General features: G+C 70.6%; 17 protein-coding genes. 8 read left to right on the forward strand and 9 right to left on the reverse strand.

All coding sequences use genetic code 11. The features are described 5' to 3' along the window. Nucleotides 1–24: 24 nt before the first annotated feature. Nucleotides 25–1305 carry an aspartate aminotransferase type Ic gene (locus tag F1721_RS30505; RefSeq protein WP_150070284.1) on the reverse strand — a complete coding sequence of 427 codons (1281 nt, stop codon included), beginning with the start codon at nucleotides 1303–1305 and terminating at the stop codon, nucleotides 25–27. Nucleotides 1306–1481: 176 nt separating this feature from the next. Beyond that, the gene (locus F1721_RS30510; RefSeq protein ID WP_150070285.1) at nucleotides 1482–2072 is read right to left on the reverse strand and encodes a TetR/AcrR family transcriptional regulator; all 591 of its coding nucleotides are present in this window, start codon (nucleotides 2070–2072) and stop codon (nucleotides 1482–1484) included. 88 nt (nucleotides 2073–2160) lie between these two features. On the opposite strand from F1721_RS30510, the gene F1721_RS30515 reads away from it, so the two are divergent. Next, nucleotides 2161–2655: a hypothetical protein gene (locus F1721_RS30515; RefSeq protein ID WP_150070286.1), complete on the forward strand. Its 495-nt coding sequence runs from the start codon at nucleotides 2161–2163 to the stop codon at nucleotides 2653–2655. A gap of 8 nt (nucleotides 2656–2663) precedes the next feature. On the opposite strand, the gene F1721_RS30520 is transcribed toward F1721_RS30515, so the two are convergent. From F1721_RS30520 to F1721_RS30530, 3 genes are all read right to left on the reverse strand, one after another. After that, complete coding sequence (locus F1721_RS30520) at nucleotides 2664–3092, reverse strand: hypothetical protein (protein WP_150070287.1); 429 nt, start codon at nucleotides 3090–3092, stop codon at nucleotides 2664–2666. A 130-nt stretch (nucleotides 3093–3222) separates the two neighbouring features. Continuing rightward, nucleotides 3223–4146 (reverse strand): NAD-dependent epimerase/dehydratase family protein, encoded by a 924-nt coding sequence (locus tag F1721_RS30525; protein ID WP_150070288.1) that lies wholly within the window; start codon nucleotides 4144–4146, stop codon nucleotides 3223–3225. Then, a complete protein-coding gene (locus F1721_RS30530; protein WP_150070289.1) occupies nucleotides 4143–4553 on the reverse strand; it encodes a hypothetical protein in 411 nt (136 codons plus the stop codon). The genes F1721_RS30525 and F1721_RS30530 overlap by 4 nt, the downstream gene beginning before the upstream one ends. 108 nt (nucleotides 4554–4661) lie before the next feature. Between F1721_RS30530 and F1721_RS30535 the strand changes: the two genes are divergently transcribed. The 5 genes from F1721_RS30535 to F1721_RS30555 all read left to right on the forward strand — a co-directional run bounded on the left by F1721_RS30535 (nucleotide 4662) and on the right by F1721_RS30555 (nucleotide 9081). Continuing rightward, on the forward strand, nucleotides 4662–5258 hold the full coding sequence (locus F1721_RS30535; protein WP_150070290.1) for a TetR/AcrR family transcriptional regulator: 597 nt from the start codon (nucleotides 4662–4664) through the stop codon (nucleotides 5256–5258). A gap of 72 nt (nucleotides 5259–5330) precedes the next feature. Then, entirely contained in the window at nucleotides 5331–6503 is a 1173-nt protein-coding gene (locus F1721_RS30540) for an MFS transporter (protein ID WP_150070291.1), read from the forward strand. A gap of 246 nt (nucleotides 6504–6749) precedes the next feature. Then, nucleotides 6750–7934, forward strand: coding sequence for a methyltransferase (locus F1721_RS30545; protein ID WP_387512072.1), 1185 nt, complete (start codon nucleotides 6750–6752; stop codon nucleotides 7932–7934). Next, nucleotides 7913–8674 carry an SDR family oxidoreductase gene (locus F1721_RS30550; RefSeq protein WP_150070293.1) on the forward strand — a complete coding sequence of 254 codons (762 nt, stop codon included), beginning with the start codon at nucleotides 7913–7915 and terminating at the stop codon, nucleotides 8672–8674. The genes F1721_RS30545 and F1721_RS30550 overlap by 22 nt, the downstream gene beginning before the upstream one ends. A 2-nt stretch (nucleotides 8675–8676) precedes the next feature. Next, nucleotides 8677–9081, forward strand: a complete 405-nt coding sequence (locus F1721_RS30555) for a hypothetical protein (protein ID WP_150070294.1) — start codon at nucleotides 8677–8679, stop codon at nucleotides 9079–9081. Here the strand turns inward: F1721_RS30555 and F1721_RS30560 are convergent. Further along, on the reverse strand, nucleotides 9029–9328 hold the full coding sequence (locus tag F1721_RS30560; protein ID WP_150070295.1) for a hypothetical protein: 300 nt from the start codon (nucleotides 9326–9328) through the stop codon (nucleotides 9029–9031). The two genes, F1721_RS30555 and F1721_RS30560, sit on opposite strands and share 53 nt — an antisense overlap. 159 nt (nucleotides 9329–9487) lie before the next feature. On the opposite strand from F1721_RS30560, the gene F1721_RS30565 reads away from it, so the two are divergent. Together F1721_RS30565 and F1721_RS30570 are read left to right on the forward strand one after the other, a co-directional pair. Then, nucleotides 9488–11263, forward strand: a complete 1776-nt coding sequence (locus F1721_RS30565; RefSeq protein WP_150070296.1) for a Xaa-Pro dipeptidyl-peptidase — start codon at nucleotides 9488–9490, stop codon at nucleotides 11261–11263. Between the two features lie 246 nt (nucleotides 11264–11509). Further along, nucleotides 11510–12625, forward strand: coding sequence for a DUF4192 domain-containing protein (locus tag F1721_RS30570; RefSeq protein ID WP_150070297.1), 1116 nt, complete (start codon nucleotides 11510–11512; stop codon nucleotides 12623–12625). A 41-nt stretch (nucleotides 12626–12666) separates the two neighbouring features. On the opposite strand, the gene galE is transcribed toward F1721_RS30570, so the two are convergent. From galE to F1721_RS30585, 3 genes are all read right to left on the reverse strand, one after another. Further along, on the reverse strand, nucleotides 12667–13629 hold the full coding sequence (gene galE, locus F1721_RS30575) for a UDP-glucose 4-epimerase GalE (RefSeq protein WP_150070298.1): 963 nt from the start codon (nucleotides 13627–13629) through the stop codon (nucleotides 12667–12669). A gap of 72 nt (nucleotides 13630–13701) precedes the next feature. Next, a complete protein-coding gene (galK, locus tag F1721_RS30580; RefSeq protein WP_150070299.1) occupies nucleotides 13702–14880 on the reverse strand; it encodes a galactokinase in 1179 nt (392 codons plus the stop codon). Further along, complete coding sequence (locus F1721_RS30585; protein ID WP_150070300.1) at nucleotides 14877–15572, reverse strand: iron-dependent transcriptional repressor DtxR; 696 nt, start codon at nucleotides 15570–15572, stop codon at nucleotides 14877–14879. The genes galK and F1721_RS30585 overlap by 4 nt, the downstream gene beginning before the upstream one ends. Between the last annotated feature and the right edge of the window lie 122 nt (nucleotides 15573–15694).

A 15694-nucleotide genomic window follows, 5' to 3' on the forward strand; every position in this document is an offset into this window, starting at 1 on the left:
GGGCGCGGCCCCCACCCCGCGCGGTCAGCCCTGGCGGTCGGCGAGGAGCTTCTCCGTGCCGACGAGGCGGACGCAGGTGGCCAGGCCGGTGATGGCCTCTTCGAGCTCCGCCTGGTCCGGGAAGGTCGGTGCGATGCGGATGACGCTGTCGGTCGGGTCGTCGCCGTAGGGGTGGGTGGCACCGGCCGGGGTGAGGGCGATGCCCGCCTCCTTGGCCTTCGCGACCACCGCGCGGGCGCAGCCCTCGGGGACCTGCAGGCTGATGAAGTAACCACCGGCCGGCTTGGTCCACGAGGCGAGACCGGTGCCGCCGAGCTCGTCGGTGAGGATCTTGTCGACCGCGTCGAACTTCGGGCGGATCAGCGCTGCGTGCTGGCGCATGTGCTCGCGCAGGCCGTCGGCGTCGCGGAGGAAGCGCACGTGCCGGAGCTGGTTGATCTTGTCCGGGCCGATGCTGCGCTTGGCGGTGCAGCTCAGCCACCACTCGACGTTGGCGGGGGAGGAGCCGAAGAAGGCGACGCCGCCACCGGCGAAGGTGATCTTCGAGGTGGAGCCGAAGACGAACGCCCGGTCCGGGTTGCCGTGCTCGGCGCACAGCGCGAGGAGGTCGGCGATCTCCGCGGCCTCGTCGGTGAGGTGGTGCACCGCGTAGGCGTTGTCCCAGAAGATCCGGAAGTCCGGCGCGGCGGTGCGCATGGCCGCCAGGCGGCGCACCGTCTCGTCGGAGTAGACGGTGCCGTCCGGGTTGCTGTACTTGGGCACGCACCAGATGCCCTTGATCTTCGGGTCCTCGGCGACCAGGCGCTCGACGACGTCCATGTCCGGGCCGTCGGCCGTCATCGGGACCTGGATCATCTTGATGCCGAACCGCTCGCACAGCGCGAAGTGCCGGTCGTAGCCGGGGACCGGGCACAGGAACGCGATCTCGGGCTCCTCCACCCAGCGGCGCTGGCTTCCCGGGAGGGTGCCGAGCTGCGCGAAGACCAGGGCGTCGTGCATCAGCTCGAGGCTGGAGTTCCCGGCGGCCAGCAGCTGCTCCACCGGGACCTGCAGTTCCTCGCTGAAGATCGCCCGCAGTTCCGGCAGGCCCTGCAGCCCGCCGTAGTTGCGCAGGTCGGTGCCGTCGGCGGAGGTCAGCGAGTCCGGCGCGTCCACCAAGCCGTTGGAGAGGTCGAGCTGGCGCGGCGACGGCTTGCCCCGGGTGAGGTCCAGCTTCAGGCCGCGCGCGACCAGGGCCGCGTGGTCCTGGCTGGCGCGATCGCGCTGGGCGGTCAGCTCTTCGATGGTCGATGCTGGAGCGTTCACCGGAGTCCCTTCGCCGTGAATCGTGGAACGGGCCACCCGTACAGCCTAATGACCTGCTCGCAGCGCCTTCGACGGCACCGGGGGCACTGGTCGGGGCGGACGCGGGAATCCCCGCGCTGGCAACTGATCCCACCGGGAGCGGTCGCGCGGTGTTCCTGGACACACGGGCTCAGCGGTCAGTCCCGCTCCGCTTCGGCGGTCGCTCCCAAGGCGCCCAGCAGCGCCCCGATGCAGATGTTGCGGAGCTCGTCGCGCGAGAAGGTCTCGTTGGCCAGCCATTCCACGCAGATCGCCCGGACGAACACCAACCAGGCGTGCAGCGCGGCCGATGCGGCCTCGCGGTGCAGGCCGGTCAACTCGGACGAATCGAGGATGCGCTGCCGGAGCTGCGCCATCTCGTCGGCGATGATCGCCTGGATCATCGGGTCGCCGGAGAGGGTGCGGTTCGCGGCCAGCACGGTCTGCCGGTTCGCGACGAAGTGGTCGAGGTGCGCGTCCAGGCCCGCCGACACCTGGTCGACCAGGGGTTCGGCGGGGTCGACCGTCGCCGTTTCCAGCAGCTCGTCGGCCGCGCGCCGGTAGATGGCGGCGAACAGGTCGCGCTTGCTGGCGAAGTAGCGGTACAGGTTGGCCCGCGACACCCCGGCCAGCTCCGCGACCTGCTCCATCCGCACCTCGTCGTAGGGGTGCGAGGCGAACAACCGCGCGCCGATGTCGAGCAGCTCGCCGCGGCGTTCGTCCGGCATCAACCGCCGCCGTGTTCCCATGCCCGCAAGCTTAGTTGACGTGTGTCCAGTAGCAGTCCTAGGCTGCCGGACTAGTAGACAGCTGTCCAGTAGTAGTGGGGTGGTTGTGGTGACGAACGTCAGGAGCCGTCCGGGCGTGGCGGCGATCCCGGCGCCCGACGACGTCCGGTCGTTCAGTTCGCTGCGCCGCATCGACTACGAGGACGCATTCGCCGTGGGCATCGCCGAGCACGTTTCCGGCAGCGCGGAGCAATGGGCGCGGGCCGTGTTCGAGTCGGCTCCCGCGCCGCTGCGCGCGTTCCTCCGGTTCGGCTGGTCGATGCTCGGTGCGAAGCTCGGCCCGGCGTCCTCCGCGGAGCACGTGTTCGGCTTGCGGATCGGTGCGGCTCAGCCCGACCGGATTCGCCTCGAGGTGCTCTGGCGGATCGGCCTGCGCGCGAACCTGATGTTCCGGATGCGGTCGCACTCCCTGGTCTTCGCCACGTTCGTCGAGCACCGCCGACGGGCGAGCCGGTTCATCTGGCCGCTCGTCGTGCCCATCCACGTCGTCGTGATGCGCTACCTGCTGACCCGCGCCGCCGCGGTGGAACCCCGCGCACGCTGATCGGCGGTTCAGCCGGGAAGCAGGCTTGCGTACCGGTGACCCAGACCGGATTCGTCGTTGCCCGAGCAGCTGGATGTCCAGGGGACCGGGCAAGGGCTGGCGTGCTCTGGATCTGGGCACACGATTCGGGTCAGTTCCTCGCGGAGGGCGTTCAGCTTCGGGCGGTTGGTGACCAGGCCGATGCGAATCTCGCGGATCCGCCGAGATTCCGGGTCGGCACCCGGGTTCTCGATCCGCCACTGCTGGGGCAGCTCGTCGTAGAACTCGGCGATCGGCATCTCCTCACCTTCTGGTGCTTGCTCCTGACTTGCAACGGAAATCTCGTGCGGGACAGCACTTCCGCGCAGAACCGCACTGCACTCCTCGGCGAGCCTGGCGGTATCGGCCGGGGTTGCGTAGATGCCGATCCGGATCTCGGCGAGGTCTTCGTCCAGCATGGCGCGCTCCGCAGCGGGTTTGGGGTGGCGGTGTGCAAACGGTAGCGCGATGTCAGCTTTCGGCGCGCGTCATTTTTCGCGCAGTTCTCCGGAAGTCGGGCGAGGAGTCGAGCCCCGCCCGACTTCTGCTTCAGGCCAGCGCGGTTGGCAAACCGTCCCGGAAGGTCGGGTACTGCGGTGCCCAGTCCAGCTCGCGCTTGGCCTTGCCGTTATCGAGTCGAATCCTGGTGCCGACCAGCAGGGCGTGCAGGTAGGGCGTGGGGCGGAGCAGCCAGCCCGGGACCCGGCGAGGCGTCGGTGCCCCTGCGGTCGCGGCGACCGCGTCGAGGAAGTCGCCCATGTCGGCGGGCTGGTCGTCGACGATGTTGTACGCCTCGCCCGCACGTCCGCGATCGAGCGCGGCGACCGTGGCGGAGGCGGCGTCGGCGATGTGGATCGGGTGCAGGGTCGCGGCCGGGCGCGGCACCGGGAGCAGTCGTTTCCGAGCCAATGTCAGCATCTTCCGGGTGAACGGCTCGGGGCCGTAGAACAGGCCGTAGCGCAGGGCGATGCCTTCGAAGTCCGTCGCCCCGAGCACCTGGTCCTCATTGGACCGCAGCGATCGCATGTGGTGGTCGAAGGCGCCGTGTCCCAGCTCCGCGTACGGGTGCTCCTCGGTCAGGGGCTGCGTGCCGTGGTCGCGCCACCCGTAGCCGAGGAAGAACGACTGGGTGATGAACCTGCGCGCGCCGAGCTGCTTCGCGGCGCGCACCAGGTTCCGGGTGCCGACATCGCGCAACGCGTCGGTGGGGTGCAGGTCGCGGTGGCGCGCGGGCGTTCGCGTGATGGCGGTGGCCTGGTGGATCACCGCGTCCGCGGACTGTCCCTCGAGCGAGGTCAGGAGCGCCTCGGCGGACATCACGTCAGCGACTACGGGGGTGACGCCTGCGGCGCGGAGCCGCTGGGCACCGGTGTCGGTCCGGGTGATCCCGACGATCTCGTGACCGGCGGCGAGCAGCTTGGGCACCAGGGCGGAGCTGATCGTTCCGGTGGCTCCGGCGAGCACGATCCTCATCGCTGCACCTCCAGCTCGTCGGCGTGGCGGATCGTGCGCGCCCGGGCCAGGAGTGCGACGGCTCCCAGCGCGGCGGTGCCGAACAGGATCCACGAATCGGACGGGCGGCCGCCGCCGGTGTCGACCGCGTGGTTCACCCCGTGCAGCGCGTTGACGACCACGAAACCGGCGAGCACGACGGTGAGCGCATCGCGCCGGACCAGGGCGGTGAGCATCATCAGTCCGATGCCGATCTGGAACACCCCCGCGTCGTGCAGGAAGTGCTCGTGGACCGGCCAGTTGGCCCACGCCGCGAAGCTGGTCGGATCGAGTCGGCACCAGGCGCCGATCAGCAGCATCATGACCGCACCGGCGACGGTCACTGTCGAGATGAGGGCGTTCGGCGGGGCTTGCGCGCGTGTGGTCATCGGATCCTTCCCCTTTCGGTCACGGTCACCTGGTGGACGAGCGGGACGGCCGGGACGTGACAGGCGGGGTATTGGACAGTTCATTTCAGAACCTGTTACGGTCGTCGCATGGCGCGACCGAGGTTGTTCGACGAGGACCGCGCGCTGGAAGCCGCGATGCGGACCTTCTGGGCGAACGGTTACGAAGCGACGTCGACCCAAGACCTGTGCGAGGCGACCGGCCTCGGCCGCAGCAGCATCTACAACACCTTCAGCAGCAAGCACGACCTGTTCATGCGCGCCCTCGTCCGCTACATCGACGCCACGACGACGAGGCAGCTGGCGATCCTGGACGACGTCGAGCGCTCCGAGCTGGAGCGGATCCGGGCGTTGTTCGCGGTGATCGTCGAGTCGGAGCTGGAGAACCGCCGGGACGGGCGCAGTTTCGGCTGCCTGACGGTCAACTCCGTGGTCGAGCTCGCCGGGCGGGACCCCGAGGCCGCTCAGGTCCTGGACCGGGACGGGGAGCGGCGCCTGGGTGCGCTGAGGATGGTGATCGAGGCCGGGCAGCGCAGCGGCAGCATCACCTCCACGCGCGATGCGGGGGCTCTCGCCGGGTTCGTCAACGCGGTGATCGGCGGGATGCGGATCGCTGGCCAGGCAGGTGCTGACCAGGCTGTTCTGGAGTCCATCGCGGAAACAGCGCTCGACGCCCTGACCTGCTGAACCGGGGTTCGGGGTGCAGCGCGCTGAACGCTGCCCCAATTTTGTACTGATCTATCTAAAACAAGGAGAGTCATGCCGCGCGCGGTCTACATCCTCGCCCTGGGCATATTCGCCATGGTGACCAGCGAGTTCGTGGTGGCCGGGCTGATGCCCCGGATGGCCGCCGGACTCGGCGCCACCATCCCGCAGATCGGCTACCTGATCACCGCGTTCGCCGCCGCGATGGCCCTCGGCGGGCCGCTGCTGACGGTCGTGCTGATGAAGACCCGGCCGAGAGCGGCACTGCTGTGCCTGTTCGCGATCTTCCTCGGCGGCAACCTGCTGGCGGCCACCGCGACGGGCTACGGGGTGATGCTGGTGGCCCGCGTGATCACCGGTGTGGCCTCGCAGGCGTTCTTCGGGGTCGCGCTGTCGCTGTGCGCGCAGCTGACCCGTCCAGAAGTGCGCGGCCGGGCCATCGCAGTGGTGATGAACGGGCTGATGCTGGGCACCCTGCTCGGCATGCCGCTGTCCACACTGGTCGGTGAGCGCTTCGGCTGGCGCGCCGCGTTCTGGACGATCTCGGCGCTGGCCGTCGTCGCGGCGCTGTGCACCCTCGTCGGCGTGCCCAAGCTCGATCGCGCCGAGGGGGAGGGGAACTTCCGGCAGGAGCTGGGTGCCTTCCGCGCGCCGAAGCTGTGGCTGGTGCTGCTCACCAGCACGCTCATCATCGGTGCCACGTTCTCGGCGTTCAGCTACTTCAACCCGATCCTCACCGAGGTGAGCGGTTTCCAGACCGGAACTGTGCCGTTGCTGCTCGTCGCTTACGGTGCCGCCACGGTCGTCGGGAACACCGCGGTCGGTCGGCTGGCCGATCGCAACCCGATCGCGGTCCTGCTCGTCGGCCTGGTGCTCAACGCCGGTTTCCTGACCGGGTTCGCTCTGCTGGCGCACCTCAGCGTCCCCGCGGTGGTGTTCATGCTGGGCGTCGGCCTGGTCGGCGTGACGATGAACCCGGCGATGATTACGCGGGTCCATCGCACCGCCAATGCGCGACCGCTGGTGAACACGGTGCACTCCTCGTTCATCACCTTCGGTGTGATGATCGGGTCGTGGGGCGGGGGAGTGGCCATCGAGCACTTCGGCCTGCGCGCCCCGCTGTGGCTGGGAGCCGCGCTGGCAGTGCTCGGAGTCCTGACACTGGTGCCCGATCTCCGCCGCGCGCCGGACACCGCACGCCAGGACGCCGAACCCGTGGCGGCGTAGGAGTTCTGCGACGTGCTGAGGTTCCCGCCTCAGCACGTCGCGATAACCTTCACGACGTGACAGCGCCTGCTCATGCTGCTGTGGTCGGTTAGCTCCGGACCTCGCTCCACCGGTCGATGCACTCGTGCCCGATCGGGGAGCTGACGCGTCCACCTTTCCACTTCGTGCAGCTCGATCGCGCCGAGCTGCATTCGACCGCATCAGCAGGAGCGGTTCATGCACCTATCGGAGAACGATGCTGCGACCTTGCCCGGAAGCGGCCTTCGCTGGCTCTCGGCGAACGGCGCGGAACCACCGGTCCGGGTCGTCGACGCCGATGACCGGATGTCCGCGAACCGGGCGCACCGCCTGGTGACCAGGGGGACGGGCTTGTTGTGGAGGGGAGATTTCCACCAAGCCCGCCAGCTGCTCAACGCGCTCGCCCGCCGCTTGCGACGGCCGCCGCAGCACACCTCGTCGATGGCCGAAGCGTTCTTCCACCAAAGGCAGGAACAGGCGCGCAAAGCACGGGCGCTGTCGCTCGTCCTGGTGCGAGTGGAGCCCGACCACGTGCTCGCGCTACGCCGCGCCCCGGATGTCAGCTCCGCCTGCCGCGACGTCTACGGACCGGCCGATGCGCCGTACGCCGTGCCGTTGCGGGAGCTGCTGGGCGTGATCGGTGCGCAGGAGTGGCGGCGAAAGGGCGTTCCGGTACCGGCGCTCGGTGCGCGCATCCACCCGCACTACGGCGTGTTCGCCCCTACGCGGAGCGAGTACGTCGACCTGGTCGCGGATGCTCCGCTCCCGCCGACCCGGACTGCCTTCGACATCGGAACCGGAACCGGCGTGCTGGCGGCGGTTCTCGCCCGCCGCGGCGTGGCGCGGGTGGTGGCCGCGGACAACTCAGCTCGGGCGATCCGGTGCGTTGACGACAACGCGCGACGGTTGGGACTGGCCGAGCGGATCCATCCGCTGCAGACCGACATTTTCCCGCCGGGCCGAGCCCAGCTGGTCGTGTGCAACCCGCCGTGGATCCCCGCTCGCCCGCACTCGTCGCTGGACCACGCGGTCTACGACCCGGAGAACCGGATGCTGCTGGGCTTCCTCGGCGGGCTGGCCGCCCACCTGCACCCCGGCGGGGAGGGCTGGCTGATCCTCTCCGACCTGGCGGAACGCCTCGGTCTGCGCACCCGGGCTGACCTGCTCAATGCCGTTCACCGGGCCGGACTCCGCGTCATCGGCAGATCGGACACCGCGGCTCGCCACCCGAAGGCCAGCGCTCCCGGAGATCCGCTCCACGCAGTGCGCGCAGCGGAGATCATCTCCTTGTGGCGGCTAGCACCGTCCGAGTGGTTGAAACGCGGGCACCTGCGAACGTCACGTTCCAGGGCTCGGGCCCGTCCTATCTGTGCCAACAGGAAGGGGGACACGTGCAAAAGCCGATCTTGGTGACTGGTGGGACGGGCACGCTGGGCCGCGTCGTGGTGCAGCAGCTGCTCGATGCCGGACGCGACGTGCGGGTGCTCAGCCGACGCCCCCGCTCGACCGCTGCCGGGCACGAGTGGGCGACCGGGGACCTGCGCACGGGCGAGGGCATCGAGGCGGCGACGTCGGGAGTCGACGCCATCGTGCACTGCGCCACGACGCTGAGCAGCAAGGATGTGGCAGCCACTCAGCGGCTGATCGACTCGGCCCGCCGCCACGGTGATCCGCACCTGATCTACATCTCGATCGTCGGCGTCGACCGGGTACCGCTCTTCTACTACCGGGCGAAGCTCGAAGCCGAGGAGCGCGTGACGAGCTCGAAACTGCCCTGGACGATCCTGCGGACCACCCAGTTCCACGACCTGATCGCCCGCACGATCTCGGCGCAGCGCCGGTCGCCGGTGATCGGGGTGCTGGCGGGCGTGGACTTCCAGCCGATCGACGTCCGGGACGTCGCGGAGCGGCTGGCCGAACTCGCGGTCGGCGCCCCGGCGGGCCGCGTCCCGGACATGGGTGGGCCGGAGATCCGCAGCCACGACGACCTCGCCCGCGCCTACCTGGCCGCGACCGGACGCCGTCGGCTGGTGCTGCCGGTCCGGCTGCCGGGAGCGGTCGTCACCGGCTACCGCCGGGGCGGCCACCTGGCCCCGGAGCAGGCGGTCGGCCGCGTGACCTTCAGCGAATTCCTCGCCGAGCAGAGGCGGTGAAGGTGCGCACCTGGCTCCGCGCGGGGTTGGCTGCCCTGACCTTCGTGCACGCCGCAACGGGTGTCTGGACGTCGTTCTTCCCGCGATCCTTCTACGACGACGTGCCGACCGTGAACGACTACCCGCCGTTCAACGAGCACCTGTTCCGCGACTTCGGTGCGATGAACCTGGCCATGGCGGTGGTGCTCGGCGCAGCCGCGGTTCGCTTGGAGCGGACGCTCGTCCAGATCGCCCTGGCGGCGAACCTCGTCTGGGCGGTGCCGCACCTGGTCTTCCACGCCGCGCACCCGACGGGCTCGGCGCTGGTGGCAGCCCTCGCCGCGGTCGTCGTGATCCCGTCGGTGCTGCTCGTGCTCAGCCGCGGGGCTTCGCCAGCAGGTGCGCTGCAACGGCGGTCGCGCTGGTGACGGAGAAGACCGACGGCCACGCGCCGATCTTCTTGGCCAGCGGGTGCGAACCGGTCAGCGCTGCCGCGTAGGTGGCGCCCAGGGCGAGGGCCGGTCCGACCCCGGTCCGGCGGCGGCAGGTCTCCATCGCCGCGAGCCCGGCACCCGCCGCGACCACCCCGCCCCAGTGCCGGTGCTTGGTGGCGCGGGCGACCGCGAAACCGCCGATCAATCCGGCCGAGGTCAGCAGGCTGGACGGGATGGACATGCGCACTCCTTGCAGCTGGCTGCGGACTTGCTCCCGCGACTCTACCGGGGTGCGGCCGGGCGGCCGTGGCGCAAACCCGCCCGGAAGGTGCCTCACCGGGCATTTCGCGCTAAGAAATGTCCTGGTGCCATGTCCCTTCGGTGTTCCGGGAGAGCCTGCATGCGGCGCGTTCGGATGGGTTTGCTGGCGGCGTTGTGCGTCCTACCGCTGAGCGGGTTGCCCGCGGCGGCGCAACCACCGCGAGGCCCGGTCTTCGAGGACGGGGAGGCGCAGCCGGTGTTCGATCCGGCTCAGGCGGTGCGCGAGGACCTGTTCGTGACCGCGCCGGTGGACAGCGATCACGACGGGCAGGACGACCGGGTGCACGTCCAGGTGGTGCGGCCGAAGGAGACCGACCAGGGCCTGCGGGTGCCGGTCGTCTACCAGGCCAGCCCGTACTTCTCCGGCGGCAACGACGTGCCCAACCACAACGTCGACACCGAGCTCCACGTGCCCGACCAGCCGGGCCACCGGTCGTTGCGCACCGCGGCGGGCGACCAGCGGACGGCGGCCGACATCCAGTGGGCTTACGAGGAGTACCTGCTGTCCAGGGGATATGCCGTGGTGTACGCGGAATCCCTGGGCACCGGCGAGTCCACCGGGTGTCCGACCACCGGGGCCGAGAACGAGACGATCGGTGCGAAGTCCGTCGTCGACTGGTTGAACTCGCGCGCTCCCGGCCACGACGCGGGCGGCGCACCCGCGGTGGCCGACTGGGCGACCGGCAAGGTCGGGATGATCGGCGTGTCCTACAACGGCACGCTGCCCAACGCGGTGGCCAGCACCGGGGTCGACGGGCTGGAGGCCATCGTGCCGATCGGCGCGATCTCGAACTGGTACGACTACTACCGCAGCGACGGCGCCGTCGTCGCGCCGGGCGGCTACCAGGGCGAGGACGCCGACGTGCTCGCCAAGTTTGTGCACACCCGGGCCGACCGCGAGCCGTGCCGCGAGCCGATCGACCGGCTGACCGCGGAGCAGGACCGGATCACCGGCGACTACAGCCCGTTCTGGGACCAGCGCAACTACCTCAACGATGTGGACAAGGTCCGCGCCGCGGTGCTGTCCGTGCACGGCCTCAACGACTGGAACGTCAAGACCCGGCAGGCCGCCCAGTGGTACGAGGCGCTGCGGGAGCGCGATGTGCCGCACAAGATCTGGTGGCACCAGTCGGGGCACACCGACCCGATCCAGCTCCGCGAGGAGGAGTGGCTGCGGGAGCTGAACCGCTGGTTCACCCGCTACCTGTACCAGGTGCCCAACGGGGTCGAGGACGAGCCGCGGGCCACCGTGCAGCGCGAGGACGGCAGCTGGGTCGAGGAGCCGGAGTGGCCTGCCCCGCAGGCCGAAGAGGCGGTCCTGCGGCCCGCTCCCGGTGGTTCCGAGCGGGGTGGGCTGACTGCGGAGCGGGTTTCCGGCCGCGCCGTCGAATCGCTGCGGGACGACGCGACCCGAACTGCCGAAGACCTCGCCGCGGCGCCGAGCTCGCCGAACCGGTTGGCCTACTTCAGCGAACCGCTGACCGAGCAGGCCCGGGTCAGCGGAACGGTGCGCGCGGAGCTCGCCCTGGCCTTCGACCGCCCGGCCGCGAACGTGACCGCGCTGCTGGTGGACCAGGCGCCCGACGGCTCGGTCTCGGTGGTGACCCGGGGCTGGGCCGACCCGCAGAACCGGCACGGGATCGACCGGACCTCGCCGATCGAACCGGGGAAGAGCTACCGGATCGACGTGGCGATGCAGCCGGACGACTACGTGTTCGCGCCCGGGCACCGGCTCGGCGTCGTCGTGCTCTCCAGCGATCACGACTTCACGCTGCGCCCGAAGCCGGGGGCGGGGCTGTCTCTGGACCTGTCGCGCACCGCGATCACGCTGCCGGTGATCGGGTCCGTCGGGTAGCGGTCCGAGCACTTCGACGGGCAGCCGGGGTTCTCGCTCCGGCTGCCCGTTTTTGATGTGTTTTCATGTTGGCGGGTGGGTTGCGGAGCGCATTCGCCTGTCGGGCGAGCCAGTTCACCTTTCCGGATGTCACGCCACAGTGGACTTTTCCGGAGCTTCGGCTCGAATTGTCCACAGCGGACCGACTAGTCCACAGATTTCGAAAACCCCCTTTCCCCAAGGCGATTCGGCGTCGATCGTGGTGGCATGACAACGCGACTGAACACCACCGTTTCGCTGACCGAACCCGCCGATGTGCTGGCCGCGGTGCCGCACATGCTCGGATTCCACCCGACCGACTCGCTCGTGGTGCTGACGCTGCACGACCTCGCGTTCACGCCGAGGTTCGGCGTCACCCTGCGCACGGATCTGCCGTGCTCGATGCAGATCTGCGGATTCGGCGAGCACCTGCTGTCCGGTCCGCTCGGGCGGCAGCGCATGGAAGCCGTCATGTTCGTCGTCGTCGGTTCCGAGCCGAGCGCGGACGCCTGCGACGACAACTGCGCCGGCGGGTGCCGACGACCACTGCTCAACGGACCCGACGTGGCCGAGGACGACACCGGTCCGCCGCACGCGGACCTGATCGACGTGGTGCGCGATTCGTTCCACCGGGCCGGGATCGTGACGGCGCACGCCATGTGGGCGCCGGAGATCCGGGCCGGTGCGCGCTGGCGCTGCTACTCCGACCCGGAGTGCTCCGGCGAGATCCCCGACCCGAAGTCCTCGCCCGTCGCGGCGGCCATGGCGGCCGCGGGGGTGGTGACCTTCGGCAGCCGGGACGAGCTCCGGGCGCTGGTCGCGCCCGAGTCGTCGCAGGCCGTCGCGCGCTGGTCGGCGAAGCTCGACGCGCTGGCCGAGGAACGCCTCGAAGACGACGACCCGGCCAGGGTGCGGCGCGACGTGCAGCTCGTGCTCGCCGCCATCCAGCGCGCTGCCAGCGGCTCCGCGCTGACCGAGGACGACCGGTTGCGGGTGCTGCTGGCGGTGTCCGACACCAGGGTGCGCGACATCGCCCTGGGCACCGCGCTGGGCGACACGGCCAGGGCGGCCGAAGAGCTCTGGCTCGCCCTGGTCCGCAACGCCCCCACCCCGGAACTGCCCGAGGTCGCCGCGCTGCTGGCGTTCTCCGCCTACCTGCGGGGCGAGGGCGCGCTCGCCGGTGTCGCGCTGGAGCGGATCGAGCAGACCCAGCCGGACCACCAGCTGGGCAGCCTGCTGCGGCAGGCCATCGAAGCGGGCCTGCCGCCCGCAGAACTGGCCGTCATCGCCCGGGACGCCGCTGAAGACGCCCGGATCCTGCTCGAAGAGGACGGAGCTTGGTGATGTACGACAACGACAGGACCCGACTGCCCGGACGGGGCGGTTCAGGAACCCCGGCGCTGCTGGGTGAACTCCCAGGCGTCGCGCACGATGACCTCGAGGTCGGCCCGCTGCGGCTGCCACCCCAGCTCGTCCCGCGCGCGCTGGCTCGACGCCACCAGCGTCGCCGGGTCACCAGCACGGCGCGGCGCCACCTCGGCGGGGATCGGGTGACCGGTCACCCGGCGGCAGGCGTCGATCACCTGCTTGACCGTGAACCCGGTGCCGTTGCCGAGGTTGTAGATCCGGTGCTGCCCGGCGACGGTGTTCTCCAGGGCCAGCAGGTGGGCGTCGGCCAGGTCCGTGACGTGGACGTAGTCGCGGATGCAGGTGCCGTCGGCGGTGGGCCAGTCCTCGCCGAAGATCTGCACCTGCTCCCGCTGGCCGAGGGCGACCTGCAGCACGATCGGGATGAGGTGCGTCTCGACGGTGTGCCGCTCGCCGAAGGCGCCGTGCGCACCCGCCACGTTGAAGTACCGCAGGCTCGCCGCGGCGATGCCGTGCGCGGTGGCGTAGCTGGTGATCGCGTGATCGATGGCCAGCTTCGTCGCGCCGTAGGTGTTCGTCGGCCGCGTCGCGGCGTCCTCGGTGATCGGCGTGACGTCCGGCTCGCCGTAGGTCGCCGCGGTGGAGGAGAACACCAGCCGGGGCGTGCCGTGCTCGCGCATCGCGTCCAGCAGCCGCAGCGAGGTGACGACGTTGCCCTGCCAGTACTTCTGCGGGTCCTGCATGGATTCGCCGACCAGCGACTTGGCCGCGAAGTGCAGCACGCCGTCGAACGGCTCCGCGAGCAGCTCGCCCGCCGCCGCGGCGATGTCGGCCTCGACGAACTTGCAGCCGTCCGGGACCGCGTCGGCGTGCCCGGTGGACAGGTCATCGACCACGACGACCTCGTGACCGGCCTCCACCAAGCGCGCGGCGCACACGCTTCCGACGTATCCGGCGCCGCCTGTGACGAGGAGCTTCAACTGGGTACTGCCTTCCGTTCGTGTTCTAGTTCGGCCGCCGTGGACCGGCGAGCAGCAGCGGTCGCCGGGTGGTCACCGGTCCCGCCCCGCACCGGCGGAGGGTACCGCTGTGAACAGCCGGGGTGCGGTCAGGTCCGCCCGGGCGAAGGCGTCCAGGACGGCCTGCTCGACCGCGGGCCGGTCGTCGGCGGGCACCAGGGCGATCGCCGAACCGCCGAACCCGCCGCCGATCATCCGGGAGCCCAGCGCCCCGGCGGCCAGCGCGGTGTCGACCGCGAGGTCCAGCTCGGGGCTGGAGATCCGGTAGTCGTCGCGCAGGCTGGCGTGCGAGGCGTTCAGCAGCGGGCCGATCTCGGCGTACCGCCCGGCGCGGAGCTGGTCCACTGTGGCCAGCACCCGGTCGTTCTCGGTGACGACGTGCCGCACCAGTGGCCGGAGCTCCTCCGGAAGCTCCGGCAGCACGGTCGGCAGTTCCGCCGCGGTCACGTCGCGCAGCGCCTTGCGCCCGAGCAGCTCCGCCGCGCGCTCGCAGCCGCGGCGGCGTTCTCCGTAGCCGGATTCGCTGTGCGAATGCTTCACGCGGGTGTCGACCACGAGCACTTCCAGACCGGCGCCGAGCGAGTCGAACGGGATCTGCTCGCCCTGACCGGTGCGCACGTCGAAGAACAGCGCGTGCGCCTCGGTGCAGGCCAGCGAGGCGGTCTGGTCGAGCAGGCCCGTCGGCGCCCCGGCGAAGTCGTTCTCCGCCCGCTGCACCAGGCGCGCGATCTCACCGAGGCTCGGCGCGCCCGGCTGCCCCGGTGCGGCGCCCGCGGTGTCGAGCAGCGCCAGCGCCGTCGCGCACTCCAGCGCGTGCGAAGAGGACAGACCGGCACCGGTCGGCACCTCGCCGACGATCATCAGGTCCGCCCCGCCGATCGGGAAACCGCCTTCGCGCAGCGCCCAGGCGACGCCGGCCGGGTAGGCGGCCCAGCCGGTGGGGGAGCCGGGGTGCAGCTCGGAGATGGCGATCTCGGGGCTGCGGTGCAGCCGCCGGTCGCTGCCGAAGGTCGCCGTGGACAGCAGTCCGTCGGTGCGGGGCCGGACCGCGACCGCGGTCCGGTGCGGCAGGGCGAAGGGGAGCACGTACCCGTCGTTGTAGTCGGTGTGCTCCCCGATCAGGTTCACCCGGCCGGGGGCGGACCAGACCGCGCTGGCAGCGCTGCCGTGCTCCTCGGCGAACAGTGCCGCCGCGCGCTCGGCCGAGGTCACTTGGCGTGCACCATGACCGCGTGGGCGATGCCGGAGGCCAGCTCGGTGCTGCCGTTCTCGCCCCGCACCTCGATCGGCTTGTTCGGCCCGACGACCGACATGATCTCGACCTCGTTGCCCGGCAGGACGCCGACCTCCTTCAACTCGGTCATCAGGTCGGGGTCGAGCTGGACGTGCTCGGCGATGCGGCGGATGACCGCGCGGCCGCCGCCGTTGCGGGCGATCTCGTCGACCCGCTGCAGGTCGCCGTCGGGCGCCGTCTCCGCGTGGTCCACGCCGAGCTCGTCGAGGCCCGGGATCGGGTTGCCGTAGGGGGACGTGGTGGGAGTGCCGAGCAGCTTCACGAGCTTGCGCTCGACGGCCTCGCTCATCACGTGCTCCCAGCGGCATGCTTCGTTGTGCACGTGTTCCCACTCGAGACCGATCACGTCGACGAGGAGCCGTTCGGCGAGGCGGTGCTTGCGCATCACGCTGATGGCGCGTGCGCGGCCGGTCTTGGTGAGCTCGAGGTGCCGGTCCTCGGCGACGGTCAGCAGCCCGTCGCGCTCCATGCGGGCAACCGTCTGGCTCACCGTGGGGCCGCTCTGCTCCAATCGCTCGGCGATTCGGGCACGGAGTGGAACAACGCCCTCTTCTTCGAGGTCGTAGATGGTGCGGAGGTACATCTCAGTGGTATCGATGAGATCGTTCACGTCGGCTCCCCATTCAAGTCCCAACCACGATGCTAGTCGCCCCGGGCGACAGCGGTCAGCGGTCGGGGAGTTGACTGCCAGGATTTTCGACCGACCTCGTCGCCGGGCTACGAAAGGCCGTC

The sequence above is a fragment of the Saccharopolyspora hirsuta genome (genome assembly GCF_008630535.1).
GTDB classification, from domain to species: domain Bacteria; phylum Actinomycetota; class Actinomycetes; order Mycobacteriales; family Pseudonocardiaceae; genus Saccharopolyspora; species Saccharopolyspora hirsuta.